The 24,161-nt window shown below is 67.2% G+C and carries 20 protein-coding genes; 7 read left to right on the top strand and 13 right to left on the bottom strand.

All coding sequences use genetic code 11. From position 1 onward, the window contains the following. Nucleotides 1-96: 96 nt before the first annotated feature. The 3 genes from DFO45_RS05575 to DFO45_RS05565 form a co-directional block, all read right to left on the bottom strand. Nucleotides 97-945 (bottom strand): VOC family protein, encoded by an 849-nt coding sequence (locus DFO45_RS05575; protein WP_133864104.1) that lies wholly within the window; start codon nucleotides 943-945, stop codon nucleotides 97-99. 499 nt (nucleotides 946-1,444) lie between these two features. Beyond that, on the bottom strand, nucleotides 1,445-2,452 hold the full coding sequence (locus tag DFO45_RS05570; RefSeq protein ID WP_133864103.1) for an NAD-dependent epimerase/dehydratase family protein: 1,008 nt from the start codon (nucleotides 2,450-2,452) through the stop codon (nucleotides 1,445-1,447). Nucleotides 2,453-2,597: 145 nt separating this feature from the next. Continuing rightward, complete coding sequence (locus DFO45_RS05565) at nucleotides 2,598-3,944, bottom strand: UDP-glucose/GDP-mannose dehydrogenase family protein (protein WP_133864102.1); 1,347 nt, start codon at nucleotides 3,942-3,944, stop codon at nucleotides 2,598-2,600. A 158-nt stretch (nucleotides 3,945-4,102) separates the two neighbouring features. Between DFO45_RS05565 and cbiB the strand changes: the two genes are divergently transcribed. Continuing rightward, nucleotides 4,103-5,077, top strand: coding sequence for an adenosylcobinamide-phosphate synthase CbiB (cbiB, locus tag DFO45_RS05560; RefSeq protein WP_133864101.1), 975 nt, complete (start codon nucleotides 4,103-4,105; stop codon nucleotides 5,075-5,077). On the opposite strand, the gene DFO45_RS05555 is transcribed toward cbiB, so the two are convergent. The 3 genes from DFO45_RS05555 to cobU are packed head-to-tail and all read right to left on the bottom strand — an operon-like array spanning nucleotide 5,061 to nucleotide 7,674. Beyond that, nucleotides 5,061-6,518 (bottom strand): cobyric acid synthase, encoded by a 1,458-nt coding sequence (locus DFO45_RS05555; RefSeq protein WP_133864100.1) that lies wholly within the window; start codon nucleotides 6,516-6,518, stop codon nucleotides 5,061-5,063. The genes cbiB and DFO45_RS05555 overlap by 17 nt on opposite strands. Nucleotides 6,519-6,544: 26 nt before the next feature. Next, a complete protein-coding gene (cobO, locus tag DFO45_RS05550; RefSeq protein ID WP_012170784.1) occupies nucleotides 6,545-7,165 on the bottom strand; it encodes a cob(I)yrinic acid a,c-diamide adenosyltransferase in 621 nt (206 codons plus the stop codon). Continuing rightward, entirely contained in the window at nucleotides 7,162-7,674 is a 513-nt protein-coding gene (gene cobU / locus DFO45_RS05545) for a bifunctional adenosylcobinamide kinase/adenosylcobinamide-phosphate guanylyltransferase (protein WP_133864099.1), read from the bottom strand. Before cobU ends, cobO begins: the two co-directional genes overlap by 4 nt. A 235-nt stretch (nucleotides 7,675-7,909) precedes the next feature. On the opposite strand from cobU, the gene argE reads away from it, so the two are divergent. After that, nucleotides 7,910-9,070: an acetylornithine deacetylase gene (argE, locus tag DFO45_RS05540; protein WP_133864098.1), complete on the top strand. Its 1,161-nt coding sequence runs from the start codon at nucleotides 7,910-7,912 to the stop codon at nucleotides 9,068-9,070. Between the two features lie 90 nt (nucleotides 9,071-9,160). Here argE and rfaE1 read toward each other — a convergent pair whose 3' ends face one another. The 6 genes from rfaE1 to DFO45_RS05510 form a co-directional block, all read right to left on the bottom strand. Further along, nucleotides 9,161-10,600, bottom strand: coding sequence for a D-glycero-beta-D-manno-heptose-7-phosphate kinase (rfaE1, locus tag DFO45_RS05535; protein ID WP_133864097.1), 1,440 nt, complete (start codon nucleotides 10,598-10,600; stop codon nucleotides 9,161-9,163). A gap of 12 nt (nucleotides 10,601-10,612) precedes the next feature. Next, nucleotides 10,613-11,623, bottom strand: coding sequence for an ADP-glyceromanno-heptose 6-epimerase (gene rfaD, locus DFO45_RS05530; protein ID WP_133864096.1), 1,011 nt, complete (start codon nucleotides 11,621-11,623; stop codon nucleotides 10,613-10,615). A 45-nt stretch (nucleotides 11,624-11,668) separates the two neighbouring features. Beyond that, on the bottom strand, nucleotides 11,669-12,706 hold the full coding sequence (waaC, locus tag DFO45_RS05525) for a lipopolysaccharide heptosyltransferase I (RefSeq protein ID WP_133864095.1): 1,038 nt from the start codon (nucleotides 12,704-12,706) through the stop codon (nucleotides 11,669-11,671). A 28-nt stretch (nucleotides 12,707-12,734) separates the two neighbouring features. Next, nucleotides 12,735-13,757 carry a lipopolysaccharide heptosyltransferase II gene (waaF, locus tag DFO45_RS05520; RefSeq protein ID WP_133864094.1) on the bottom strand — a complete coding sequence of 341 codons (1,023 nt, stop codon included), beginning with the start codon at nucleotides 13,755-13,757 and terminating at the stop codon, nucleotides 12,735-12,737. A gap of 168 nt (nucleotides 13,758-13,925) precedes the next feature. After that, nucleotides 13,926-14,372 (bottom strand): phasin, encoded by a 447-nt coding sequence (locus DFO45_RS05515; protein WP_012170777.1) that lies wholly within the window; start codon nucleotides 14,370-14,372, stop codon nucleotides 13,926-13,928. 201 nt (nucleotides 14,373-14,573) lie between these two features. Further along, nucleotides 14,574-15,137 carry a phasin family protein gene (locus DFO45_RS05510; RefSeq protein WP_133864093.1) on the bottom strand — a complete coding sequence of 188 codons (564 nt, stop codon included), beginning with the start codon at nucleotides 15,135-15,137 and terminating at the stop codon, nucleotides 14,574-14,576. A 204-nt stretch (nucleotides 15,138-15,341) separates the two neighbouring features. Here DFO45_RS05510 and DFO45_RS05505 point away from each other — a divergent pair, with 204 nt between their 5' ends. The 5 genes from DFO45_RS05505 (at nucleotide 15,342) to DFO45_RS05485 (ending at nucleotide 21,887) form a co-directional block, all read left to right on the top strand. Next, nucleotides 15,342-17,777, top strand: coding sequence for a PAS domain-containing sensor histidine kinase (locus tag DFO45_RS05505; protein ID WP_133864092.1), 2,436 nt, complete (start codon nucleotides 15,342-15,344; stop codon nucleotides 17,775-17,777). 274 nt (nucleotides 17,778-18,051) lie between these two features. Beyond that, the gene (locus DFO45_RS05500) at nucleotides 18,052-18,291 is read left to right on the top strand and encodes a (2Fe-2S)-binding protein (RefSeq protein WP_012170774.1); all 240 of its coding nucleotides are present in this window, start codon (nucleotides 18,052-18,054) and stop codon (nucleotides 18,289-18,291) included. A 120-nt stretch (nucleotides 18,292-18,411) separates the two neighbouring features. Continuing rightward, nucleotides 18,412-18,891: a bacterioferritin gene (bfr, locus tag DFO45_RS05495; protein WP_012170773.1), complete on the top strand. Its 480-nt coding sequence runs from the start codon at nucleotides 18,412-18,414 to the stop codon at nucleotides 18,889-18,891. Nucleotides 18,892-19,126: 235 nt separating this feature from the next. Continuing rightward, nucleotides 19,127-20,155, top strand: a complete 1,029-nt coding sequence (locus tag DFO45_RS05490) for an extracellular solute-binding protein (protein ID WP_133864091.1) — start codon at nucleotides 19,127-19,129, stop codon at nucleotides 20,153-20,155. A gap of 103 nt (nucleotides 20,156-20,258) precedes the next feature. Next, nucleotides 20,259-21,887, top strand: a complete 1,629-nt coding sequence (locus DFO45_RS05485; protein ID WP_332119035.1) for an iron ABC transporter permease — start codon at nucleotides 20,259-20,261, stop codon at nucleotides 21,885-21,887. 60 nt (nucleotides 21,888-21,947) lie between these two features. Here DFO45_RS05485 and DFO45_RS05480 read toward each other — a convergent pair whose 3' ends face one another. Then, complete coding sequence (locus DFO45_RS05480) at nucleotides 21,948-23,912, bottom strand: acetoacetate--CoA ligase (RefSeq protein WP_133864089.1); 1,965 nt, start codon at nucleotides 23,910-23,912, stop codon at nucleotides 21,948-21,950. Between the last annotated feature and the right edge of the window lie 249 nt (nucleotides 23,913-24,161).

Here is a 24,161-nt window from a genome sequence, read left to right as displayed (position 1 = left end):
TGCGAAGGCTGCGCTCCGAGGTCTTCGAGCCGCGGGATGGCGGCTGGGCGGCCGCGTGAAGGGCAGGGCAGGGCGACGGCCACGGAGCCCTACCCCTCAGAGGGGCACAAAGCCGAGCACGGCCCCGGCCGCCTCGGATGCGGGCACCACGAGGCCGCTGCCCGGCAGAGCCTCTACAGTCACGCCATTGCCGGTCAGGACGCGCCCGGTCGCCGCGATGTCGCTCACGCGAAGGACCAGCGCGACCATGCGGTCCGTACCGCCCGGCCCCAGTTCCACGGGCGTCCCGAGGCGTGCCTCGGCTGCGTCCGGCGTGAGGATATGGATAGTCGTCGCGCCTGCGGCGAAGGAGAGATTTCCGCCTTCGGATCGAAGCGCACCCGGGCCGAACATGAGCTCGTAGAGAGAGGCGGTACGGGCGGGATCGCGTGTGGCAATGACGAAGTCACGCACCGACACCGCGGTATTGGGGTGACGCTGCCATTCCGGCCGCCAGACGAGATCGGGCGTATAGTGATGGCAGAAGAAGGTGCGCCCGTTCTGGACCTCCCCGGGTGACAGGCGAACCACGCGGAAACGGGCGTCGTGCGGTCCGTCGGCGAGCAGCACAGGGCGCGAAAATTCGGCCGACGGTGTCACGGGCACGCCCCGCGCGACGAGATCGGCGTAACGCCCGTCGTCATCCTTGAAGGCCAGGCCGGTAAGGCCCGCGGGGTGCTCCCAGAGATCAGCGCGACCGCCGCCTTTGCCCGGCTCATAGCCGAGCAACTCCAGATAGGCCGTGTCGAAGATGGCCAGATGGTTGGCAGAGCCAAGCGTGTGATGTCCGCGCACCGTCAGTTGGAAGCCGAGCCGCTCATAAGCGGCGAAGGCCTCATCCAGCGCGCCTCTGACATTCACCACCACGTGGTCGAGCATCGGCGGCGGCACGGCAGTCTCGGACATGTCAGGAACTCCTTACGGGCGGACGCGGACGCAGCCGGCACATACCGCCTTAGCACCAATCCGCCCAGCATGGACGCCGAAACGGTGCCCGTCGGCGCCAAGCCTGAAATGCCCTTCAACGGATTTTCAAAATAGGTTCCATAATATATCTTCTACGCATCATGGATCATGAAAGCTGCCGTTCGGGCATCCATGGCTGGCGGATGCGCCCATTGCTCCGCCGGTGGTGAACAAGCCGTATTGCAACACTGGTGCCCTGCCCCTTGAAATTGGGTCTCACGCGCAAACGGCGGGGTCCGTTCGCGTATTGGCATGGCCAAGGCCCTGAAAACCACAAATTTCGCGCCCGCGTGCCGAAGCCGCCGATCATCTGCATCTGCAGAGGACGCTTCCAGTTCTGGCGGGTGCCGCGGTTGCGGTGCCAAGGGCCAACGGCACGCTCGCGACCTTCGCCGAGCTCGGCAGAAACAGCCCGGCCTCCGATCCTGTGGCTGCGGCGTCAGATGCCGTAATAGCTCCGGTACCATTCGACGAAGGCCGGGACGCCGACGCCGAGCGGCGTGTCCGGACGATAGCCGGTCAGGGCCTCAAGGAGTGCCGCCGAGGCATAGGTACGGGGCACGTCTCCGGCCTGCATCGGCAGCAAGTTGCGGATGGCAGTGCGCCCGACCGCCTGCTCTACCGTCTCGACGAAATCGAGAAGCCCCACAGGCTGGCCGCCGGCGATGTTCACCACGCGGAACGGTGCCACCGGCGAAAGGGAATCGACGCCCGCGCGGCCGACCGGCGCGCCCGTTTGGGGCGCACGCTCCACGAGGCGCAGGACTGCCTCCACCAGATCATCGATGAAGGTGAAATCCCGGGACATCCGGCCCTCGCCATAGATGTCGATGGGCTCGCCTTTCAGGATGGCGGAGACGAACTTGAACAGGGCCATGTCCGGCCGGCCCCATGGGCCATAGACCGTGAAGAAGCGGAAGGCGGTGGTCGGCACGCCATAGAGATGGGCATAGGAATGCGCCATCGCCTCCATGGACTTCTTCGTGGCCGCATAGAGCGTCATGGGCTCGTCGGCCCGGTCGGTCTCGCAGAACGGCACCTTGGCGTTGGCGCCGTAGACGGAACTGGTGGATGCGAGGAGCAGATGGCGCGGCTTCAGGTGCCGGGCGAGTTCCAGCACGTTCCAGGAGCCGTTGAGATTGGCGTCCACATACGCTTTCGGATTTTCGAGGCTGTAGCGCACCCCGGCCTGCGCCGCGAGATGGATGATGACGTCCGGCCGCGCCAAATCCGCCGCCTGCGCGAGCACGTCGGGCGTCTCGATCATCCCGATGACGGCGGAGAAACCGTTGTGACGCTCCAGTTCCGCATGCCGTGCGTGCTTGAGGCGCACGTCATAGTACGGAGTGAGGCCGTCCACGCCGACCACCACATGCCCGCCCGCCAGAAGCCGCTTTGCCAGGTGAAAGCCGATGAAGCCGGCCGTGCCCGTCACCAGAAAACGCATATTCCACCTACTGCCGCCGGCCGCCCGGCCGGTGCGCGCACGAGGCCGAAGCGCCCTGCCCCGCCCTGATAGATCCGCAGCATCAAGGCCAAGCTCTCGCTCAAGCGCGTCGGACCACAGGAGTGTGACGGCAAAATGGTAGCCGTCACTGCGCCGCGAGCGTCAGCGTATCCGGCGCGCCGGGCGTGCCGCGGCCGACGCTCTCATAGGTGAAGCCGAGCGCCGCCATCTCATCGGGCCGGTAGATGTTGCGCAGGTCCACAAGAACCGGCTGCTTCAGCAGCTTGCGCATGCGCTCGAAATCGAGCGCCCGGAAGGCGTCCCATTCGGTGACGATGACGAGGCAGTCGGCGCCGTCCGCGGCCTCATAGGGGCCGCTCGCATAGGCGACGTCGGCGGGCAGCACCTTCTTGGCTTCCTCCATGCCTTCGGGATCGAAGGCGCGGATCTTCATGCCACGGTCCAGAAGCGCATGGATGATGGAAATGGCCGGGCTCTCGCGCATGTCGTCAGTATTCGGCTTGAAGGTGAGGCCCAGAACCGCCGCGGTCTTGCCGCGCACATCGCCGCCGAGGATGTTTACCACCTTCTTGGCCATGGCAAGCTTGCGCACGTCATTCACGCCGACCACCGTCTCGACGATGCGCAAGGGCGTTCCGGCTTCCTGCGCCGTGCGGGTGAGGGCGAGCGTGTCCTTCGGGAAGCAGGAGCCACCATAGCCGGGGCCGGCATGCAGGAATTTCGAGCCGATGCGGTTGTCGAGGCCGATGCCGCGTGCCACGTCCTGGACGTTCGCGCCCACCTGCTCGCACAGGTCGGCGATCTCGTTGATGAAGGTGATCTTCACTGCGAGGAAGGCATTGCCGGCATATTTGATGAGTTCGGAGGTGCGGCGGCTCGTATAGACCAGCGGCAGGCTGTTCAGCGCCAGCGGGCGATAGAGCTGCGCCATCACCTCGCGGGCGCGCGGCTCATCCGTGCCGACAACGATGCGGTCGGGCCGCTTGAAGTCCTCGATGGCCGCGCCTTCGCGCAGGAATTCGGGATTCGACACCACGGAGATGTCCGCATCGGGACGGGTCTCGCGGATCACCCGCTCCACCTCGTCGCCGGTACCCACGGGCACAGTCGACTTGGTGACCACGACCGTATAGCCCTCCGCCGCCTGGGCGATCTCGCGCGCGGCCGCATAGACATAGGAAAGGTCCGCATGGCCGTCGCCGCGCCGGGAGGGCGTCCCCACCGCGATGAACACCGCGTCCGCCTCGCGCACCGCCTGCGTCAGGTCCACCGCGAAATCGAGGCGTCCCGCGGCGCGGTTGCGCGCCACCAGGGCATCAAGGCCGGGCTCGAAGATGGGGATTTCGCCCCGCTCCAAACGCTCGATCTTCTGCGCGTCCTTGTCCACGCAGGTGACATGGTGCCCGAAGTCGGCAAAACAGGCGCCGGACACCAGACCCACGTACCCCGTGCCAATCATCGCAACGCGCATGACGGTTCCCTGCCAAATTCAACCGAGGCGCTTCTCGCACTTCGGCATGAGAAAATGAAGACACTTCCCGTGACAGACATTACAGGACGTCCCGTTCCCGCGATTGCGTGCCGGACGTACCGCAGCGTCCCCGCGCCCTTGATGCCCGAAGACATGCCATGGCTTTTGATCTGACCTGCGTCGCTTTGCTTGTGGAAGGCCTGACCGGCTATCCGCAGCCGCTGTTCCGCGCCATTCGCCACCCCGTCGTCTGGGCCGGAACGCTCATCAGCGCACTCGAGTCGCGTCTCAACCGCACCACCCTCCCCGGCCCCGCCCGCAAGCGGAACGGCGTCCTGACCGTCCTCGTCCTGCTCGCCTGCGCCATGCTACCGGCTCTGCTGTTGGAAGCCTTCCTGCGCCAGTTCGCGCTCGGCGTGGTGCTGGCCGGCATTCTCGGCAGCGTGCTCATCGCCCAGCGCTCGCTTTATACCTACGTTGCGGCCGTGGCGACGGCGCTGGAGAAGGGCGGCCTTGCCGCCGGGCGCCGCGCCGTCTCGCACATCGTCGGACGCGATCCCGAGCAACTGGATGTCGCCGGCGTGACGCGCGGGGCCATCGAGAGCCTGGCCGAGAATTTCTCGGACGGCATCGTCGCGCCCACATTCTGGATGCTGGTGGGCGGGCTTGCGGGCGGGGCCGGCTACAAGGCGCTGAACACGGCCGACAGCATGATCGGCCACCGCAATCCTCGCTATGAGGATTTCGGTTGGGCCGCGGCGCGGCTGGATGATCTCGTGAACCTGCCCGCCTCGCGCCTCTCCGGTCTGCTCATCGTGCTCGCGGCCGGACTGCTGCCGGGCTGTTCCCCCAAGGAGGCCTGGCGGGCCATGCTGCGGGACGCCCCGCATCACCGCTCGCCCAATGCCGGCTGGCCGGAGGCGGCCATGGCGGGAGCGCTCGGAATCTCCATCGCCGGCCCGCGTTCCTATGGCGGCGTGCCGGCGCAGGCGGCCTACATGGGCAACGGCCGCCGGGACATCGACGCCCGCGACATCCGCGCGGCGCTGCGCCTCTATGTGGCGGCGGACGCGCTGCTGGTGGCGTTCGTTACGTTGATCGCGCTCGCGGGCCTCGTCATCGCGCGAGGCTGAGGAGGCGGTCGAGGTCGAGATGCGCCGAGAGGTGAGCGGCAAGACCGTCCAGCGCCTCTTCGACGCCCGCCTCATAGGCCACCTGAGCCGGCCCCGCGCCCAGCAGCGCCATGAGGGCCGCACGCTGGCGGTCATCGCCGAACAGGCCGTGCACATAGGTGCCCATGATGCGGCCATCGGCCGAGACGGCACCTTCCGCACCCATGCCGTCTAGCTCGGCGAAGGGGCGGGCGGTGTCGGCGCCTTCCGTTGCGCCGATGTGCATTTCATAGCCGGAGAAAGGCGCACCGAGCCGCGACGTGCCGGTGACGGCGATGAGCCGTTTCTCGCCTGTCATCACCGTACCCACCTTCAGCAGCCCGAGGCCTTCCGTCGAGCCGGGCGGGCCTTCCACGCCATCCGGATCGGACAGATGCTCGCCCATCATCTGATAGCCGCCGCACAGGCCCAGCACCCGCCCGCCGCGACGTGCAAAGGCCTGGATGTCATGATGCAGGCCGCCAGCCCGCAGGGCCGCCAGATCCGCGATGGTGGCCTTGGAGCCGATGAGGAGCACGAGATCCGTATCCGTCGGTAGGACGTCGGAGGAACGGATGCGCCGCACCTCGAGACCCGGCTCGGCGTCCAGCGGATCGAGATCGTCGAAATTCGCCACATGGGGCAGGATCGGCACCGCGATCCGCACCTTGGCGCCGGGCTTCGGCGCCTGCGGGCCGGCGACGCCCAGCGCGTCTTCGGCGGGCAGGCGGGCGGCACCCGTGTAAAAGGGCACGAGGCCGAGGGCGGCCCAGCCCGTGTGCCCGGCGATGAGGTCCACGCCGCTCCCGAACAGGGCGGGATCGCCCCTGAAACGGTTGACGATGAAGCCTTGGATCATCGCCGCATCCGCCGGATCGAGCACCGTCTTCGTGCCAACGAGGCTCGCGATCACGCCGCCCCGGTCGATGTCTCCGATCAGTACCACAGGTACGTCCGCCGCACGGGCAAAGCCCATGTTGGCGATGTCATTGGCCCGCAGATTGACCTCGGAGGCCGAGCCGGCACCTTCCACCAGCACAAGGTCAGCTTCAGTCTTTAGCCGGCAAAAACTCTCCAGAACCGAGGGCAGGAGGCCTGCCTTCATCTGCTGATAGGCGGCCGCCTTGGCGCTGCCGACCACCCTGCCCTGCACGACCACCTGCGCGCCAACCTCGCTCTGCGGCTTCAGCAGCACGGGGTTCATATGCACGGAGAGCGGCACGCGGGCAGCGCGGGCCTGAAGCGCTTGCGCCCGCCCAATCTCACCGCCGTCGGCCGTGACCGCGGCATTGTTGGACATGTTCTGCGGCTTGAAGGGGCGGACCTTCAGGCCCCGGTCAGCGAAGGCACGGGCGAGGCCGGCGACCAGCAGGGACTTGCCCACGTCCGAGCCGGTGCCCTGAAACATCAGCGCGCGCGCCATGGCCCTCCCCGCTCCTGTCGACGCGCTCAGAACTCGATGCCGACCTGCGCTTTCACGCCGGCCGCGAAGTGGTGCTTCACCAGCTGCATCTCGGTGACGAGATCGGCCGCCTCGATCAGCGCCGGCTTGGCGTTGCGGCCGGTGATGACCACGTGCAGGTCCGGCCGGCGAGAGGTCAGCACGTCAATCACGTCATTGAGGTCGAGATATTCGTAGCGCAAGGCGATGTTCAGCTCGTCAAGGATGACCAGCGAAACGGCAGGGTCGTCCATCAGCTCACGGGCCTTGTCGAAGGCGCGTTCCGCGGCCGCCTTGTCACGAGCGAGATCCTGCGTCTCCCAGGTGAAGCCCTCACCCATGGTGTGCCACTTCACGCGGTTGCCGAAAGCGGCGAAGGCATCCTTCTCGCCCGTGTGCCAGGCACCCTTGATGAACTGGACGATGCCCACCGTTCGCCCATAGCCCAGCATGCGCAGGGCAAGGCCGAAGGCGGCCGTGCTCTTGCCCTTGCCGGGGCCGCTGTGAACGATCAGCAGGCCCTTCTCGATATTCTTGGACGCCACCTCGGCATCCTGCACGGCCTTGCGCTTGGCCATCTTGGCCCGGTGCCGCTCGGCATCGCGCGGATCGATGGGTTCGTTGATCATTGTTCTTTCACCGTCATGGGCAGCCCGGCGACCAGGAACACCACCCGGTCGGCCTTGTCTGCCAACTGCTGATTGAGACGGCCGGCGGCATCGCGGAACCGTCGTGCCAGCGCATTGTCGGGAACGATGCCAAGGCCCACCTCATTGGCCACCAGCACCACGGGCGCCGGGCGCCGGACCACGGCGGCGACAAGGCGCGCTGCTTCCGCCTCTACATCGTGCTCGGCCAGCATGTGGTTGGTGAGCCAGAGGGTGAGGCAGTCCACGAGGGCGGGCATCTGTGGGGGCAGGCCGTCAAGGGCCTCGGCCAGATCGAGCGGCGTGTCGAAGGTCTGCCAGCCCGCGCCCCGGCGGTCGCGATGAAGCGCGATGCGCGCCTCCATCTCGGCGTCGAAGGCCTGGGCGGTCGCCATATAGGCCCATGGGGCGGGGAGCGCCTCCACCAGCCGCTCGGCATGGCAGCTCTTGCCCGAACGGGCGCCTCCCAGAACCAGGGTGATCCTCGCCATGCTTCTCCCCCGCGCCGGCGCGCGATCTGCTCTTATGGCACCGCCGAGAGACGGACAACCGTCTCCCGACATGGCAGGCGCGCCGCGCCCGCAATCCACCGCATCGCCCCGGACAAATGGGCTGCGCCGCTCCGAAAGGGGGTATATGTGTGCAATGCGGCAGAGTTGCGCTGGAGTCGCATCCGTCGCCCACGAGAACCTTCCCTTTAGAGAACCTTCCCGGAGTTTCCGCGCGATGCCCAATCCCCAGACCCTCGACTGGCTGGCGCGCCTGATTTCGTTCGATACGACGAGCCGCAATTCCAACCTGCCGCTGATCGAGGCGGTGGAAGAGTTCCTGACCGCCGAAGGCATCTTCTTCGAGCGCGTGGAGAACACGGAAGAAAAGAAGGCGAGCCTCATCACCACGCTCGGGCCGCGCGACGTGCCTGGCATTGTCCTGTCCGGCCACACCGACACCGTGCCGGTGGATGGGCAGGAATGGACGTCCGATCCCTTCACCGTCACCGAGCGCGACGGCAAGCTCTATGGGCGCGGCACCTGCGACATGAAGGGCTTCCTCGCCGTTTGCCTCGGCATGGTCGCGGAGATGAAGGCCCAGCCGCTCAAGAAGCCGATCCATTTCGCCATCTCCTATGATGAGGAAGTGGGCTGCGTCGGCGTGCGTCCGCTGATCGAGCACATGGTGGCCAAGGGCTACAAGCCGGAGGCCTGCATCGTCGGCGAACCCACCAGCATGCAGGTGGTGGTCGGGCACAAGGGCAAGAAGAGCTACGCCACGGTCATCACCGGCGCCGGCGGCCATTCCTCCCGCGCGCCTGAACTGGTGAATGCCGTGGAGGCGGGCGGCCGCCTCGTGGCCAAGGTGGCCGATCTCAGCGATCGTCTGGCGGCGGAAGGCCGGCGGGACGACCTCTACGACATCCCCCACAGCACCGCCCACGTGGGCACCTTCCATGGCGGCACCGCCCTAAACATCGTGCCGGAACTGGCGACGATCGACTGGGAAGTCCGGGCCCTGCCCGAGGACGATGTGGAGGCGCTGACCTGCGAAATCATTGCCTATGCCACGGACACGCTGGAGCCGGTGATGAAGGCCAAGGCGCCCCACACCGGCATCGAGTTCAAGCTGAAGAGTGCCTTTCCGGGCCTCTCCACCTCGCCCGACGCGCCCGTGGCCGTGCTGGCGAAGCACTTCGCCGGCCGCAACGATCACGCCAAGGTCGCCTACGGCACGGAAGCTGGCCTATTCGTGGAAATGGCCGGCATCCCGACCGTGGTGTGCGGCCCCGGCTCCATCGTCCAGGCGCACCAGCCAGATGAATATCTCGAGAAGAACCAGCTCGATGCCTGCGAAGCCTTCATCCGCCGCGTGATCGCTTATTGCGCCGCCTGAGCCTCTTGCTCTGACGCATCACATGAAGACGCCCCGAGCCGGATGGTTCGGGGCGTTCTCTTTTCAGATCAATAAATTGAGGCGGATTTTTCAGGTCCGCGCCTTGGCGACGAGGCTGGAGGTGGACTTGCCGGCCACCAGATCCACCAGCACCAGTTCGCCACCGTTTGCCGTCACCACGTCGGCCCCAACCACCTCGTGCGGGGCGTAATCGGCGCCCTTCACCAGCACGTCCGGCAGCAGCGCCTTGATGGTTTCAAGCGGCGTTTCCTCGTCGAACAGCACCACGAGATCGACGCAGCGCATGGCGCCCATCACCCGCGCCCGCGCCTGCTCGTCCTGAAGCGGCCGGCTCGGCCCCTTGAGGCGGCGCACGGAGGCGTCCGTGTTCAGCGCCACCACCAGACGGTCCCCCTGCGCGGCCGACTGTTCCAGCAGGCTCACATGGCCGGGGTGGACGAGATCGAAGCAGCCGTTGGTGAAGACGACCCGCAGCCCCTGCGCCTTCCAGGCGGCGACCACGGCGCAAGCATCGTCGCGGGAGACGAGCGCACCGGGTGGTGCGATCTGCGCCGCCGTGCGCTCCAGCGCGGCCCTGAGTTCCGCGCGCGTCACGACGGCGGTTCCGAGCTTCGCGACGGCCAGCGCGGCAGCCGCATTGGCGATGCCGACGCTCGCCTCCAGGCTCTGCCCGCCTGCCAGCGAAACGGCCAGCGCGGCCAGCGCCGTATCGCCCGCGCCGGAGACGTCAAACACTTCGCGCGCCTCGGCAGGCACGTGCAGAACGCGCCCGTCCTGCCGCCACAGCGTCATGCCCTTCTCGGCCCGCGTCACCAGCACATCGCCGCCGAACTGGCGGCCAGCCGCCTCCGCGGCGCGGGCAGCATCCCCATCCGTCTCATCCGGCAGGCCGGTGGCTTCGGCCAGTTCCCGGCGGTTGGGGGTCACGAGGGTGGCGCCGCGATAGGCCTCGAAAGTGCGGCGTTTGGGATCGACGATCACCGGCACATTGCGCACCTTGGCCGCAGCCATGGCGGCGGCGATCACCGCATCGCTCAGCACGCCCTTGGCATAATCGGAGAGCACCACGACACCCGCCTTGGCGATGGCCGCTTCCGCCGCACCAATCAGCGCCGCCTCCTCGGCAGCGTCGCAGGCCCGCGTCACTTCCGCGTCGATGCGCACGATCTGCTGGCGCCCGCTCATCACCCGCGTCTTGGTGATGGTGGGTCGTTTGGCGTCCACCACCATGTGCGCGAGGCTGATGCCGGGATAGGTGGCGAGCGCATCGGCCAATTGGCTCGCCGCCTCGTCCTCGCCGACAAGACCCACGAGCAGCACGGGCGCACCGAGGGCGGCGGCATTGGCGGCAACGTTGGCCGCGCCGCCCGGCACGATGCGTTCGGCCCCATGGACGAGCACTGGCACCGGCGCTTCCGGAGAGATGCGCGAGACGGAGCCGGTGATGTAACGGTCCACCATCACGTCGCCGATGACGGCGATGGGCGCGAGCTGGGTTTCGGCGAGCATTTTCTTCCCCGCTCAGGCCGCGTTAGCGCCGCGCAGATGGCGCGTCACATAATCGGAGATGCCATCTTCGAGGCTCGTGAAGGGCTTGGCGTAGCCTGCTGCCCTCAACTTCGAGACATCGGCCTGCGTGAAATACTGATAGGCGCCCTGAAGCGCCTCCGGCATGTCGATGTAGGTGATCCGCTCGGGCTGGCCGGCAGCAGAGAAGACCGCGCGGGCGAGATCCGCGAAGGAGCGCGCGGCCCCCGTGCCAACATTGAAAACTCCGGAAATGTGAGGATTTTCAATGAGCCAAATGGCGACGTTCACGCAATCTTTCACATAGATGAAGTCGCGCAACTGACCGCCGTCCGTGTAGCCCGGATGATGCGACTTGAAGAGCGTCACCGCCTCGCCCTTGGCGGCGGTGGGGTAGATCTTGTGAATGACCGAGCGCATGTCGCCCTTATGCGCCTCGCCCGGCCCATAGACGTTGAAGAAGCGCAGGCCCGCCCATTGCGGCGGGCGGGGCCGGCCGGCGCGCACATCGGCGATGAAGCGCCGATCCGCCATCAGCTTCGACCAGCCATAGGCATTGAGCGGCGCCAGCTGCCCCAGCGCCGCCGGGCTCTCGTCATCGGCAAAGCCGCGCGTGCCGTTGCCATAGGTGGCGGCGGACGAGGCATAGATGAAGGGAAGGCCCTTGCGGGCGCATTGGTCCCACAGGTCCAGCGTCGGGCGGACGTTGCGGGCGACGATCTTGTCCCCGTCCCGCTCGGTGGTGGCCGAGACGGCGCCCATGTGGACGATGCCGGCGAGCCGGCCCGACTCGCGCTCCACGAAAGACGTGATGGCCTCGGGGCGGATCACGTCATCGAGGGCGATGTCTGCAATATTCCGCCACTTCGGGCCGTCTTCCAGCCAGTCGGCAATGACCACGCGGCGGCCATCTTCGGCGAAAGCGCGGGCCATGTTGGAGCCGATGAAGCCGGCACCTCCGGTCACGAGAATGGTATCGCGGGCACCGGCGGCAGGGTGGGTCATCGGAAACTCGGCCTCGTTTGAAACGCGCTCCTTATCCCTCCCCCCTCACATCTTGTCCATGGCGTCCGCATGGCCGAGCCGCAGCAGGCTGACGGCGCGCCAGATGTCGCGGCCGGTGAAATCCGCGAGGCAGGGCGGGCCCTCGGCGCGGTCGGGCGCGATGCGGCAGGTCTGCTTCTCGCACGGGGCGCAGTCGCGCAGGGAGCGCAGCTCCAGCACCTTCGGCCCATAAAGGCCGGTAAGGCGCGGATTGGTCGGCCCATAGACGCCGACGGTAGGCACGCCCAGCGCCGCTGCGAGGTGCCCGAGGCCCGTGTCGACCGTCACCACCGCCTCTGCGCCCGCCAGCACGGGCGCCACGGCACCAAGACCAACGGGCGGCAGACGCTCGACATTCGGCAGGTCGGCGGCGATAACGGCGGCGCGCTCTTCCTCCTGCGCACCGTGGGCAAATATCTTCACCGCGCGCCCCGCACGGGCCGCGTGGGCGGCAAGTTCCCGCCAGTGTCTCACTGTCCAGGTCTTGGTGCCCCACGTGGTGCCGTGCAGGAACACCCAATAAGGCGGTCCGGCTGGCGGCGGGGCGACGGAGAGGCCGGCATCCGCTTCCAGCCCATCGAGGCTGTAGCCGAGGGCTGCGGCAAACAGCTTGCGGATGCGCAGCGCCATGTGCTCGCGCTCGGGCAGATGGTGGCCGGTGCCGTAAGTGAGGCTGGCCAGCCCCTCGCGTGCCGTGGCACGGTCGAAGCCATGCCGTCGGCCACGAGCCAGCAGGCCGACCACGGCGCTCTTCATCAGGCCCTGTGCATCGATCACCACATCATAACGCTCGGCCTTGAGCGCGGCACCGACCGCCTGCCCCTCACCGCTCCGGAAGGCGACGAGCGGCCGTTTCTTCAGTCGGCGCAAGGGCACGCAGATGACGTGCCGCACGGCGGGATGAAGCTTTACCAGGGGCACGAAGGCCTCTTCCACCGCCCAGTCCAGCACGAGACCCGGAACGCTGCGGGCGGCGTCCGTTATCGCCGGAAAGGTGTGCACCACATCGCCCAGCGAGGAAAGCTTGATCACGAGGACCTTCATGACGAGCAGGCCCCCAACCGCCGATATTTCATCCCTGCACCGCCATGGCGGCGGCGAGCACTTCCTGCGGCGCGATGGCCTCGAAACAGGCAAGCGTGCCGAGCGGACATTCCCGCTTGAAGCAGGGACGGCAGGGCAGATCGTGGGACACGACCTTCGAACGCGGCCCGGTGGGTGGCGTCATCTTCTCCGAGGAGGAACCGTAGAGCACCACCAGCGGCCGATCGAGGGCACCGGCCACATGCATGAGGCCGGAATCGTTGGACACCACCACATCGGCCCCGGCCAGGATGCCCGCAGCCTCGATGAGCGAGGTGCGGCCGGTGAGATCCTCCACCGGCACGCCGGCACGCGCGACAATCTCCTGCGCCAGCGGCGCGTCCTTGGGGCCGCCCAGCACCCGCAACTGGTAGCCGGCGGCATGGGCCTGCGCGGCGAGGGCCGCGAACTTTGCGGTAGGCCAGCGCTTGGCGGGCCCGTATTCAGCGCCGGGGCAGAGCGCCATCACCGCCCCCTCGCCGGCCAGCGGGAACTTCTCCGCGACCGCGCGCCGCTCATCCTCGGGCAGCAGCAGCACGGGCCGCTCGGACGCGGGGGCCGCGCCTTCCGGCGAGCCGAGGGCGACGAAACGGTCAATGGTCCGCGCCGTCTTGCGCTGGGAATCCGAACGCGCGTCCGTGAGCAGGATGCTGCGCCCCTCGGCCGCGTAGCCGATGCGCACGGGAATGCCAGCAGCGAAGGGCGGGATCGCGGCCTTGAAGGCCCGCGGCAGGATGATCGCCTTGCCGTACCCCTCGCTGCGGAGCGCCCGCCCCGCCCGCCAGCGGGCCATGAGCCCGAACTGCCCATGGCCGAGCCCCAGCGGGATGGTCCGCCGCACGCCGGGAATGAGCCGGGCGATGGGCAACGCCGCCGGCGGGGCCATGACATCGATGGGCCGGCCCGGTTCCTGCGCCCTGAGGCTCGCGACGAGGCTCGCCGCCATCACCATGTCACCGACCCAGGAGGGACCGATGATCAGAAGCGGCGAATAGGTTTCGATGGCACGCATGGGCACTCGCTGGCACGCCCGCTCGGACCGGGCGATCACGCCGCGCGCGGCGCGGCCTTGCCGTAGCATCTGGCGCGGACGCGGGCTCTTGGCAAGCCATGCCCGTCCCAGCAAACGAAAAGAGCGCCCCGAAGGGCGCTCTCGAATGGCAGTCTCGACGTGCGGCGATCAGGCGCCGGTACGCAGGGTCTTCTCGACGCCGGCCTTGATCGGCTCGGAGCTCTCGGCGGCCACCTTCTGCGCCAGAGCGGCGAGTTCCTTGGCCTGCTCGGACAGGGTCTCGAACTGGGTGCGCAGGTGCGAGGACGACAGCTCGACGGCCTCGGCGGCATTCTTCGCCGCCAGTACGGAGGCGCAGAAGTCGAAAGCCGAATTGATGTTCGTGCGCAGGATTTCCAGCGACTTCAGGTTGTATTCCGCGACGCCCTTGGTGGCCGTGGAATAGGTCCCTTCGAGCAGATCGGACGTCTGTTCGGCGGAAGCCTTCAGCTTCTCGAAGCCCTCGCGATAGCTCTGCACGCCCTTCTCCGCGAAGTCGCGAAACGCGGCCGGCACGTCCATCGGCTTGAACGCAGAAGTGAACTGATCCTGAAAGGCTTTGAAGGCGTCGGTCATGGTTTCCTCGGAGCGCTAAAAGTCGATTATGGCTACGCAGCTCCGTGTCACACGGCCTGAACCGCAGGACATGGTGCAACGCACAGCGGCTCCACACCGCTAGACTTGGGCGGAATGTAACGCGCTGCAACTAAAAGTGCAAAGAAATTTTTGCGCCGCACAATCGCGCGGCGCGCCGGGACCCGTGAGCGGTGCGCGCTCTCAGTAGGTCTGGTTCGGATTGTAGGGCTGCTGAATGTTCTCCGCCGCGTGTTCGGCCGTGGCCTGGACGTCGGACTGCGCCGCCTTGCCGGCCGCCTGCGCATCGGCCGCGGCCGACTGGGCGTGCTGGGTGGCGAGCGTGCCCAGCGCCTTCACCCGCTCCGCAAGCGCCTTGGCATGCTCGTCGAGGCTGCGCACCGTGCTCTCGCCCAGCGAGCGGGCATCGCTGCCGAGGGAGGCGGCCTGCTCGGAGAGCGCCTGCATCTGACGGGTCAGGAATTCGCTCTGCAGCGCCAGAACCTCCTGCGGGCTCTTGGCCTGCACGAGCTTGTTCAGGAAATCGAAGCCGGCATTGATATTGGTCTCGACGAGGCCGAGGGTCTTCTGGCGCAACCCCTTCATGTTCGAGCGGACCTCCTCGAGGCGCCCCTCGGACTCGCCCACGGCCGTGCGGGCGGCATCGAACAGCGTATCGAACGCCTGACGCGCCTGGGCGACGTTCTTTTCAGCGATGGCCTTCAACTCCGTGGGCAACTCCAGATCGGGACCGAATTTCGGCGTCATGTGGTTACTCCTCGGGCAGGGAGGGCAGAAAATGCACCCCGGCTGATTTTAGGCAGTTAATCCCTATGCACTGCAAGTTGAAACATTTCGACGACACCGCGCCGATTGGCGTCATGTTAATCTTTCGCCGGCAAGTCTCGGGCGATCCACGCGCGCTAGCAGGGAATCATTCGGACTTCGCCCCCTGAAACCGCCAGCGAGGCCATGAGCGAGCAGACGCAACGCATGCCGCCCCACCAGGAAGCGCTCTTTGCGCCGCTGTCCCGGGAGGACCTTCCGTCCTTCGTGGTGCTGCTGCCGGACCTGCGCGTGGTGGCCGCGACGCCCGCCTGTGCCGCCTTCGGCGTGGAGACGGGTGCGGAAGCGCCTCTCAGCGTCAAGATCGTTGCCAAGCGCGTCGCAATGTCGCTGCGCCGCGCCCCTCGGCTTGAGCGCGTGCGCCTGCCCGGCACCCAGGCGCCCCTGCCCTTCGCCTGCATCGGCATCCATTCCCCTGCGGGCCATGTGGTGCTGTTCGCCGACCCGCTGGCGCTGGCCGAGGGCGGACGGGCAACCCGCGCCCTGCCACCCCGCAGCGGGCTGCCAGCCGTCATCCCGCAATATGGCCGCGACGCAGATGGCCGGTGCCTGCGCTTCTCCTGGCAGATGGACGCCGCCGGCCGGCTGATGCGGATCTCCCCCGAACTGCCCGAAGCATTGGGCAGCGCCGAGGGCGACTGGGTCGGCCGGGACTTCCAGGAACTGGAGGATGTGGGCCTCATCGCCGATGCCGGCCCCATGCGTGCGGCATTGCGCACCGGGGGCAGCTTCTTCGGCCTGACGCTCCGCACCGGCGGGCATCCCGCGCGGCGCATCGAGTTCGGCGGCGTACCGTTGTTCGATCAGGCGCGGCAGCGCCGGGGCACGCGTGGCTTCGGCCTCCTCTGGGGCGCAGAGCCGCAGGACGAGGCGCCCGCCGGCTCGGATTCTGAAGCCCAGCATTTCAACGTGGTGCCTCTGCACGGCGGCAGCCTCACGCCGCGCGAGCGTTCCGCCTTCCATGAGATCGCCCGCACCTTGAGCGAGGCCATCGAGGAATGGCCGAAAGCGGCCACCGAGGCGCGGCCGGAGCTCGACGAGACCGAGCCGCTGCGCGAGCCGGACGCAGGCACCGCCTCCGGGGCACAGGCCGAAGGCGAGGATCATCTGCTCGACCGCCTGCCCATCGGCATCGTGGTGCAGCAGGGCGGCAAGACCGTGCGCACCAACAAGACACTGCTCGGCTGGCTGGGCGTACGCGACACGGCCGAATTTGTCGCGACCGGCGGCCTGTCGCCCCGGCTCGTGCGCGATTCCCGCCATGGCGGCCTCGATCTCGAAACCCTGCATGGCGACCGCCTGCCGGTCGAGGTGCGCCTCGTCGCCTCGCCCTGGAGCGGGCGGCCGGCGCTCGTCCACGTCATCCGTCCGATCGAGGGGGCACCGGCGGCCGCGGCGGCATCGCCCGAAAGTCCCAGAGGCCCCGCCAGCGGCGTGCAGATGCGCGTCGAGCGGGCGGCCGCCCGGCGGCAGGCGCTCGATTTCATTCCCTATCCCGTCCTGCTGCTCGACCGCGACGGAACGGTGGAAATGGCCAATACGGCGGCAGCGGACGCCTGCGGCTTTACCGCCGATGATCTGGAGGGCGAGCCCTTCACCATCCTTCTGGCACCCGGATGCCATGTGCAGGCCGTGGCCATGCTCGATGCCGCGGCTGCCGGCAAGGGTCAGCAGAACGCGCCGCTCACGCTGCGCCATCGGCTCGGCACGGAGGAGCAGGCCGAAGCGATGCTGGTGACCACGGGCGATCCGGCGGCGCGCTTCTGCCTCGTGCTCCAGACCCGCACCGAGGCCGTGGTGGAGGCGCCGAGGGCCGTTCCCGTTCCGGCCCAGCCACAGCCTCAACCGCTCGCGCCCCTTCCACCCGCAGGCGTGCCTGACGACCCGCGGCGCGTCGATGCCATCGTGCGCCGGGTCTCCCACGATCTGCGCGATCCGCTCACCGTGCTGCTCGGCTTCGTGGACAGCGTGCGCAGCAATCTCTACGGGCCCGTCGGCAGCCGGCGTTATCAGCAGCAGGCGGAGGCCGCCGCGGCTGCCGGGCAGGCGCTGGTGGACACGCTGGACGACCTCGGCGCCCTGGCGCTGCCGCCGGAGCCGGTCACGCCCGTTTCGCTCTCGCCGCTGGTGACGGACGCGCTGGCGCATCTCTCGGACGCCGCCCGCCGGCGAGGCGTGCTGCTGCGCACGGCATTGTCGGAGGACGTGACGGCCCGCGCCAATCCGGAGGGCTTCGCCCGGCTCGCCCGCGAGCTCCTGACGGAAGCCATGGAAGCCACCCCCCATGGCGGGCAGGTCATCGTGACCCTCACCGCAGACGATGCGGCTCCCAATGCGCTGCTTCAGGTGCGCGACGGGGGCGCGGCATTGAGCGAGGAAGAGATCGCCATCGCTCTCGATCCGACACGCGCGGCGACCGTCTCCACCCGCTTCAGCCGCGCCGGCCGGCCCTTCCGGCTGGCCCGGCTCGGGGCCCTGGCGCGCGGCATGGGCGGCGACCTTGCGCTGACTCGCGGGCTCGATACCGGCCTGCTCGCCCAGGTCTCGCTACCCCGCACCTGAGCCCTCACATCCCTGCGAGCGCGTGCCGAGGCCCTCTCCGGGGCCGGATGCATTTTGGCGCGCGCCTTCAATGGCTTGTCGGCCCAAGTTGCGGCACCTCAAATGTCTTCTGAAAATAGAACAGATAAAAAGAGCGCCAGTTGAGGCCAAAAACAGGTCCCTGCGACCTTCAGGATGGCCTCCGCGCATTGACGTCAGCCGAGGATGTCTGACAAGAATGGGAAGTAGATCAGCTCTTTAGAAACGATCTAATCTAAGAAACAACAGGCGTGTCATGATTGTGTGTTCGTGCAACGTCTTCTCCGACAGCCAGGTTCGGGACGCCCTCGCGTCCACGGCCGGAGTGACGACGCCTGGACAGGTCTATCGATGCCTCGGCTGCTCGCCCCAGTGCGGCCGCTGCGCGCGCACGATCCGCGCCATTCTCGATCAGGTGCAGGCAAGCGCCTGTGCCGAATGCCCCGCCACCTGCCCTGCCGCCAACCTTTCCACCCGCATGCTCGCTGCCGAGTGAGGGATCCCGCCGCGCGAGCCGCGCAGGATTTCCATCCGCTGATTGGTTGAATGCAGTTTGGAATTGGTCTAATTACTTTTCCATATGTTCAGAGCGGCTTGAGCCGCCAAGGAGAGCCACATGAAAGGCGACCAGAAGGTCATCGAGTATCTGAACCGTGGCCTGCGTTCGGAGCTGACGGCCATCAACCAGTACTGGCTGCACTACCGCATGCTGGACAACTGGGGCTACAAGGCGCTGGCGAAGAAGTGGCGTGCCGAATCCATCGAGGAAATGGTGCATGCGGACAAGTTCGTGGACCGCATCCTCTTCCTGGACGGCTTCCCGAACATGCAGGTCCTCGACCCGCTGCGCATCGGCCAGGACGTGAAGGAAATCCTCGAGGCTGACCTCGCCGCCGAGACCGAAGCCCGCGCGCTCTATCAGGAAGCCGCCGCTTATTGCGCTTCGGTCAAGGACTTCCCCACCCGCGACCTCTTCGAGGAGCTGATGGCGGATGAGGAAGGCCACATCGACTTCCTCGAGACCCAGCTCGATCTCGTCGCCAAGCTCGGTCTGCAGCTCTACGCGCAGCACCACATCGGCGATCTCGACGACTGAGCCCAAGCCCCAAGGGCAGCTGTACCATCCGAAACCCCGCTCCGGCGGGGTTTCTTTTTGCGCCAGACAGGCAAAAGCAGCCCGCCGTACAGCGAGGGGGCGGTCTCTTCTTAGAGATTTTCCAATATATTATCCTCGCCCCTTGTTTGATTGACGCCACGTAGCCCTCCCGCTACGGCCAGAACCATCGGCTCTTCATGCGAGCCGGCCTGGGTAAAATAAGGGAGGCTTCACGATGCTCCGTTCCATTGGACGGCGTCTGTTTCTGGCGGCTTGCGGCACGGCGATGCTGGTGGGCACTGCATCCGCACAGCAGGTGGTGAACGTCTATACGACCCGCGAACCCGCCCTCGCCGCCCCGCTGTTCGAGGCCTTCACAAAGGCCACCGGAATCACCGTCAACAGCGTCTTCGTGAAGGACGGGCTTGCCGAGCGCGTGAAGGCGGAAGGTGCCGCCTCCCCGGCCGACCTGCTGATGACCGTGGACGTGGGCAACCTGCTCGACGTGGTGGACGCCGGCGTGACCCAGCCGGTGGAAAGCAAGGTGCTCTCGGACGCCATTCCGGCCAATCTGCGTGATCCGCAGGGCAACTGGTTCGCCCTCTCCATGCGCGCGCGCCTGATCTATGCCGCCAAGGACATGCCCAAGCTCACCAGCTTCCACTATGAGGATCTCTCCGACCCGAAGTGGAAGGGCAAGATCTGCATCCGTTCGGGCCAGCATCCCTACAATATCGGGCTGACAGCCGCCTATATCGTCCACTACGGCGAGGCGAAGACCGAAGCCTGGCTGCGCGGCCTCAAGGCCAACCTCGCCCGCAAGGCCACCGGCGGCGACCGCGAGGGCGCCCGCGATATCATGGGCGGGATCTGCGACATCGCGGTCGGCAATTCCTATTATGTCGGCCTGATGCGCTCCGGCGCCGGCGGCCCGGACCAGAAGAAGTGGGGCGAGGCCATCGACGTGGTTCTGCCCACCTTCGAGAATGGCGGCACCCATGTGAATGTCTCCGGCGCCGCGGTGGCCAAGAACGCGCCGAACAAGGCCAATGCCGTGAAGCTGCTGGAATTCGCCGTCTCGCCGCAGATGCAGGCGGTCTATGCCAAGCAGAACATGGAATATCCGGTGCTCGCGGGTGCCGAGATCGACCCCATCATCGCCGCCCTGGGTCCGCTGAAGATCGATTCCGTCTCGCTGGTCGAAGTGGCCAAGGCCCGCAAGAAGGCCAGCGAGCTGATGGACAAGGTCGGCTTCGACAACTGATCCGGCCCTCGACGTGACGGACCTTGCCTTTCGACCTCCGGCGACCCGTCGCGTGCGACTGCCGGCCCGCCGCGGGGGCGTCTTCGTCCTCGCGGCTGCGGCCGTGGCGCTTCTCGTTCTCCTGCCGGTCCTCGCGCTCATCGAGATTGCCGCGCAAGGTTCGGGCGATCTCTGGCCGCACCTCATCGAGAATGTGCTGCCCGTCGCGCTCCAGCAGACGCTTCTTCTTCTGCTGGGCGTCGGTGTCCTCACCACGCTGATGGCGGTGCCCTGCGCGTGGCTGGTCGCCACATGCCGCTTTCCGGGGCGCGCGGCGTTGGATTGGGCGCTGCTGCTGCCGCTCGCGGTGCCGAGCTATATCGTCGCTTATTCCTATCTCGACGTGCTGCATCCCCTGGGGCCGGTGCAGTCGACGCTCCGCTTCCTGCTCGGCATCTCCAGCCCGCGCGGCCTGCGCCTGCCGGACCTGCGCTCCATCGGCGGCTGCATCTTCGTGCTGAGCGTCGTGCTTTACCCTTATGTCTATCTCTCGGCGCGGGCGAGCTTCCTCGTCCAGTCCGCCGCCGCTTTGGAGGTCGCCCGCACGCTCGGCGCCGGTCGCCTGCGCACCTTCCTGCGCATCGCCATTCCGCTGGCCCGTCCGGCCATCGTCGCCGGCGTGACGCTGGCGCTGCTCGAGACGCTCGGCGACATCGGCGCCTCCGAATTCCTCGGCATGCGCACGCTCACGGTCTCCATCTATACCACCTGGGTGAACCGCTCGAACCTGCCGGGCGCCGCGCAGATCGCGCTCGTCATGCTGCTGCTCGTGCTCGTCATCATTCTCGGCGAGCGGGCAGCCCGGCGCAGCCGGCGGTTTGTGGCGACAGGCTCCACCCGGCCGCAGGCGCCGACCCAGCTCACCGGCCTTGCGGCATGGGGGGCCTGTCTGTTCTGCGCCCTGCCCGTGCTTCTCGGCTTTGCCGTGCCCCTCGCCCACCTGACCCTTGCAGCGGCGCAACGCATCGAGTTTTCAGGCATTTCGCTCGATATCCTCAAGGAAGCGCGCAACAGCGCCCTGCTCGCCACAGCCGGTATGCTGGTGACGGTATCGCTGGGACTGGTGGTGGCGGTGGCCCAGCGGGTGGACCGCAGCCGGATCACCGGGGCGTTCGTGCGCCTGGCCGGCCTCGGCTATGCCATTCCCGGCACTGTGCTCGCCATCGGCCTGCTCACGCCCATGGCCGCCTTCGACAATCTTCTGGACGGCTTCACGCGGCAGCTCGCCGGTGTCTCCACCGGTCTCCTGATCTCGGGCTCCGGCGGCGCGCTGATCCTCGCCTACGGCATCCGCTTCCTCACCATTCCGGCAAGCGGCGTCGAGGCGGGCTATGCCAAGCTCTCGCCGCATCTCGACATGGCTGCCCGCAGCCTCGGCTGCACGCGCGGGGCCATGGTGCGGCAGGTGCACCTGCCGCTGCTGCGCACCGCGCTCGCCACCGCCGCGCTCATCGTCTTCGTGGATGGAATGAAGGAACTGCCGGCGACGCTGCTGCTGCGCCCGCTCGGCTTCGAGACACTCGCGACCCACATCTATGCGGAAGCCGCCCGCAGCACCTATGAGGACGGAGCTCTGGCGGCGCTGGTGATCGTGCTGGTGGGGCTCATCCCCGTCATCCTGCTCGCCCGCCTCTCCCGGTCGGCCGCAGAAGGCGCAGCTCGCCCCTCAAGCTCTTCAAAATCAGGCACTTAAACTGCCTTTCTGAAGTTTCAGCGAAACCGGAACCCGCACCGCGGGCTCCGGTCCTCGACGTCAGGACAGCAGGTCTGGGACTTCCCGATACTGGTCCAGCGCCTCGGGATTGGAGAGCGCCTCCGTGTTCTTCACCGGCCGCCCGTGCACCACCTCGCGCACCGCCAGTTCCGTGATCTTGCCAGAACGGGTGCGCGGAATATCCGTCACCTGCACGATCTTGGCCGGCACATGGCGGGGGCTCGCGCCGACGCGGATCTGGGTCTTGATCCGCCGCACGAGATCCTCATCCAGCGTCGTGCCTTCGCGCAGGCGCACGAACAGCACGACACGCACGTCATTGTCCCAATCCTGGCCGATGGCGACTGATTCCATCACATCGGGAATCTGCTCCACCTGCGCATAGATTTCCGCCGTGCCGATGCGCACGCCCTGCGGGTTCAGGGTGGCATCGGAGCGCCCGAGGATCACGAGGCCGCCATGCTCCGTCCACATGGCGAAGTCGCCATGGCACCAGATGTTCGGGAAGCGGTCGAAATAGGCGGCATGATACTTGGCGCCGTCCTTGTCGTTCCAGAACATCACCGGCATCGACGGGAAGGGACGGGTGCAGACAAGTTCGCCCCGCTCCAGCTTCACCGGACGGCCGTCCTCCGACCAGACGTCCACGGCCATGCCGAGGCCGGCCGCCTGGATCTCGCCCTTCCACACCGGCGCTGTCGGATCCCCCAGCACGAAGCAGGACACGATGTCGGTGCCGCCCGAGATGGAGGCGAGGTGCACGTCCTTCTTGATGCCGGAATAGACATATTCGAACGATTCCGGCGCCAGAGGCGAGCCCGTCGAGGTGATCAGGCGCAGGGCCGAGAGATCGTGGGTCTCGATCGGCTTCAGCCCCTCTTTGTGCAGGGAATCGATGTACTTGGCCGAGGTTCCGAAGACGTTGAAACCTTCGTCCTGCGCATAATCGAACAGCACCTTCGGGCTCGGCGCGAAGGGCGAGCCGTCGAAGAGAAACAGCGTCAGCTCGCTGGCGAGGCCCGAGACGAGCCAGTTCCACATCATCCAGCCGCAGGTGGTGAAATAGAAGAGCTTGTCACCCGGCGACAGGTCGCACTGGTAGCGATGCTCCTTCAGGTGCTGGAGCAGCGTGCCGCCGGCGCCGTGGACGATGCACTTGGGCACGCCCGTCGTGCCGGACGAGAACAGGATGTAGATGGGATGGTTGAAGGGCAGGCGCTCGAAGGTCACGGCCTTCGGCGCATGGGGCGCGAGGAAGGCATCGAGATCCACGCCCCGGTCGAGCCGCCCGGCCGTCTCCGCCGCTTCCCCGAGATAGGGCACCACCACGAGCTTCGACGGCGTGGTGAGGTGCTTCGATATCTCCACCAGCTTGTCGGCGATGGAGACGCGCTTGCCGTTGTACCAGTAGCCATCGCAGGCGAAGAACACCTTGGGTTCGATCTGGCCGAAGCGGTCGAGCACGCCGCGCTCGCCGAAATCCGGCGAGCAGGACGAGAAGATGGCACCGAGAGAGGTCGTCGCCAGCATGATGGCGATAGTCTCCGGCATGTTCGGCATCATCGCCGCCACCCGGTCGCCGACGCCCACGCCCTCGGCCTTCAGCGCCTGCTGGAGGCGGGAGACCAGCGCATGCAGGTCGTCATGGGTGAGGCGCTTCTCCAGCTTGTCCTCGCCGCGGAAGACCAGCGCCTCGCCGGAGCCGGTCCTGCGGAGCAGGTTCTCGGCGAAATTGAGCTTCGCATCGGGAAAGAACTGCGCGCCCGGCATCTTGTCCGCGTCGATGAGACGCTGAGCGCCCTTCTGGCCGATCACGCCGCAGGTGTCCCAGACGAGATCCCAGAAGGCGGAGAGATTCTTCACGGACCAGGCGTGCAGGTCGGCATAATTGGAAAGGGAGGTGCCGAATCGGCTGTTCACTTCGCCGATCAGCCACGTCACGTGGCTCTTGGCGATACGCTCGGCGCCGGGTTGCCACAGCGGGTGAGCGGCTTGTTCGGTCATCGCTTCCTCTCCTAGCACTCTGACATTCGACGGACGCCTGAGGCGCCCAAGCGCTACCTGTTTCTTTTCAATGCCTTGGTAGGGTTTCGCACAAAGCGGTGCCGCCTTGTGCGCGCCCTGCCCCTCCCCGTTCCCGCGGGACCGGAGAGCGGCGCAGCAGAAGCTACCCCGTTCCTCGCCCCTGTCACAGCCCTTCCCGTGGACCGTCCGGAGCCCAGCCTTGAAAGGGACACAGAGCCTGCAGATTGT

The sequence above is a fragment of the Azorhizobium sp. AG788 genome (assembly GCF_004364705.1).
In the GTDB taxonomy this organism is placed as follows: domain Bacteria; phylum Pseudomonadota; class Alphaproteobacteria; order Rhizobiales; family Xanthobacteraceae; genus Azorhizobium; species Azorhizobium caulinodans.
The sequence above is the reverse complement of the archived record's forward strand: the minus strand, read 5'-3'. Positions and strand labels throughout refer to the sequence as shown.

Coding starts and splice junctions, on each gene's coding strand:
- DFO45_RS05575 (WP_133864104.1), bottom strand. CDS start 945: ATGTCCGAGACTGCCGTGCCGCCGCCGATGCTCGACCACGTGGTGGTG.
- DFO45_RS05570 (WP_133864103.1), bottom strand. CDS start 2,452: ATGCGTTTTCTGGTGACGGGCACGGCCGGCTTCATCGGCTTTCACCTG.
- DFO45_RS05565 (WP_133864102.1), bottom strand. CDS start 3,944: ATGCGCGTTGCGATGATTGGCACGGGGTACGTGGGTCTGGTGTCCGGC.
- cbiB (WP_133864101.1), top strand. CDS start 4,103: ATGGCTTTTGATCTGACCTGCGTCGCTTTGCTTGTGGAAGGCCTGACC.
- DFO45_RS05555 (WP_133864100.1), bottom strand. CDS start 6,518: ATGGCGCGCGCGCTGATGTTTCAGGGCACCGGCTCGGACGTGGGCAAG.
- cobO (WP_012170784.1), bottom strand. CDS start 7,165: ATGATCAACGAACCCATCGATCCGCGCGATGCCGAGCGGCACCGGGCC.
- cobU (WP_133864099.1), bottom strand. CDS start 7,674: ATGGCGAGGATCACCCTGGTTCTGGGAGGCGCCCGTTCGGGCAAGAGC.
- argE (WP_133864098.1), top strand. CDS start 7,910: ATGCCCAATCCCCAGACCCTCGACTGGCTGGCGCGCCTGATTTCGTTC.
- rfaE1 (WP_133864097.1), bottom strand. CDS start 10,600: ATGCTCGCCGAAACCCAGCTCGCGCCCATCGCCGTCATCGGCGACGTG.
- rfaD (WP_133864096.1), bottom strand. CDS start 11,623: ATGACCCACCCTGCCGCCGGTGCCCGCGATACCATTCTCGTGACCGGA.
- waaC (WP_133864095.1), bottom strand. CDS start 12,706: ATGAAGGTCCTCGTGATCAAGCTTTCCTCGCTGGGCGATGTGGTGCAC.
- waaF (WP_133864094.1), bottom strand. CDS start 13,757: ATGCGTGCCATCGAAACCTATTCGCCGCTTCTGATCATCGGTCCCTCC.
- DFO45_RS05515 (WP_012170777.1), bottom strand. CDS start 14,372: ATGACCGACGCCTTCAAAGCCTTTCAGGATCAGTTCACTTCTGCGTTC.
- DFO45_RS05510 (WP_133864093.1), bottom strand. CDS start 15,137: ATGACGCCGAAATTCGGTCCCGATCTGGAGTTGCCCACGGAGTTGAAG.
- DFO45_RS05505 (WP_133864092.1), top strand. CDS start 15,342: ATGAGCGAGCAGACGCAACGCATGCCGCCCCACCAGGAAGCGCTCTTT.
- DFO45_RS05500 (WP_012170774.1), top strand. CDS start 18,052: ATGATTGTGTGTTCGTGCAACGTCTTCTCCGACAGCCAGGTTCGGGAC.
- bfr (WP_012170773.1), top strand. CDS start 18,412: ATGAAAGGCGACCAGAAGGTCATCGAGTATCTGAACCGTGGCCTGCGT.
- DFO45_RS05490 (WP_133864091.1), top strand. CDS start 19,127: ATGCTCCGTTCCATTGGACGGCGTCTGTTTCTGGCGGCTTGCGGCACG.
- DFO45_RS05480 (WP_133864089.1), bottom strand. CDS start 23,912: ATGACCGAACAAGCCGCTCACCCGCTGTGGCAACCCGGCGCCGAGCGT.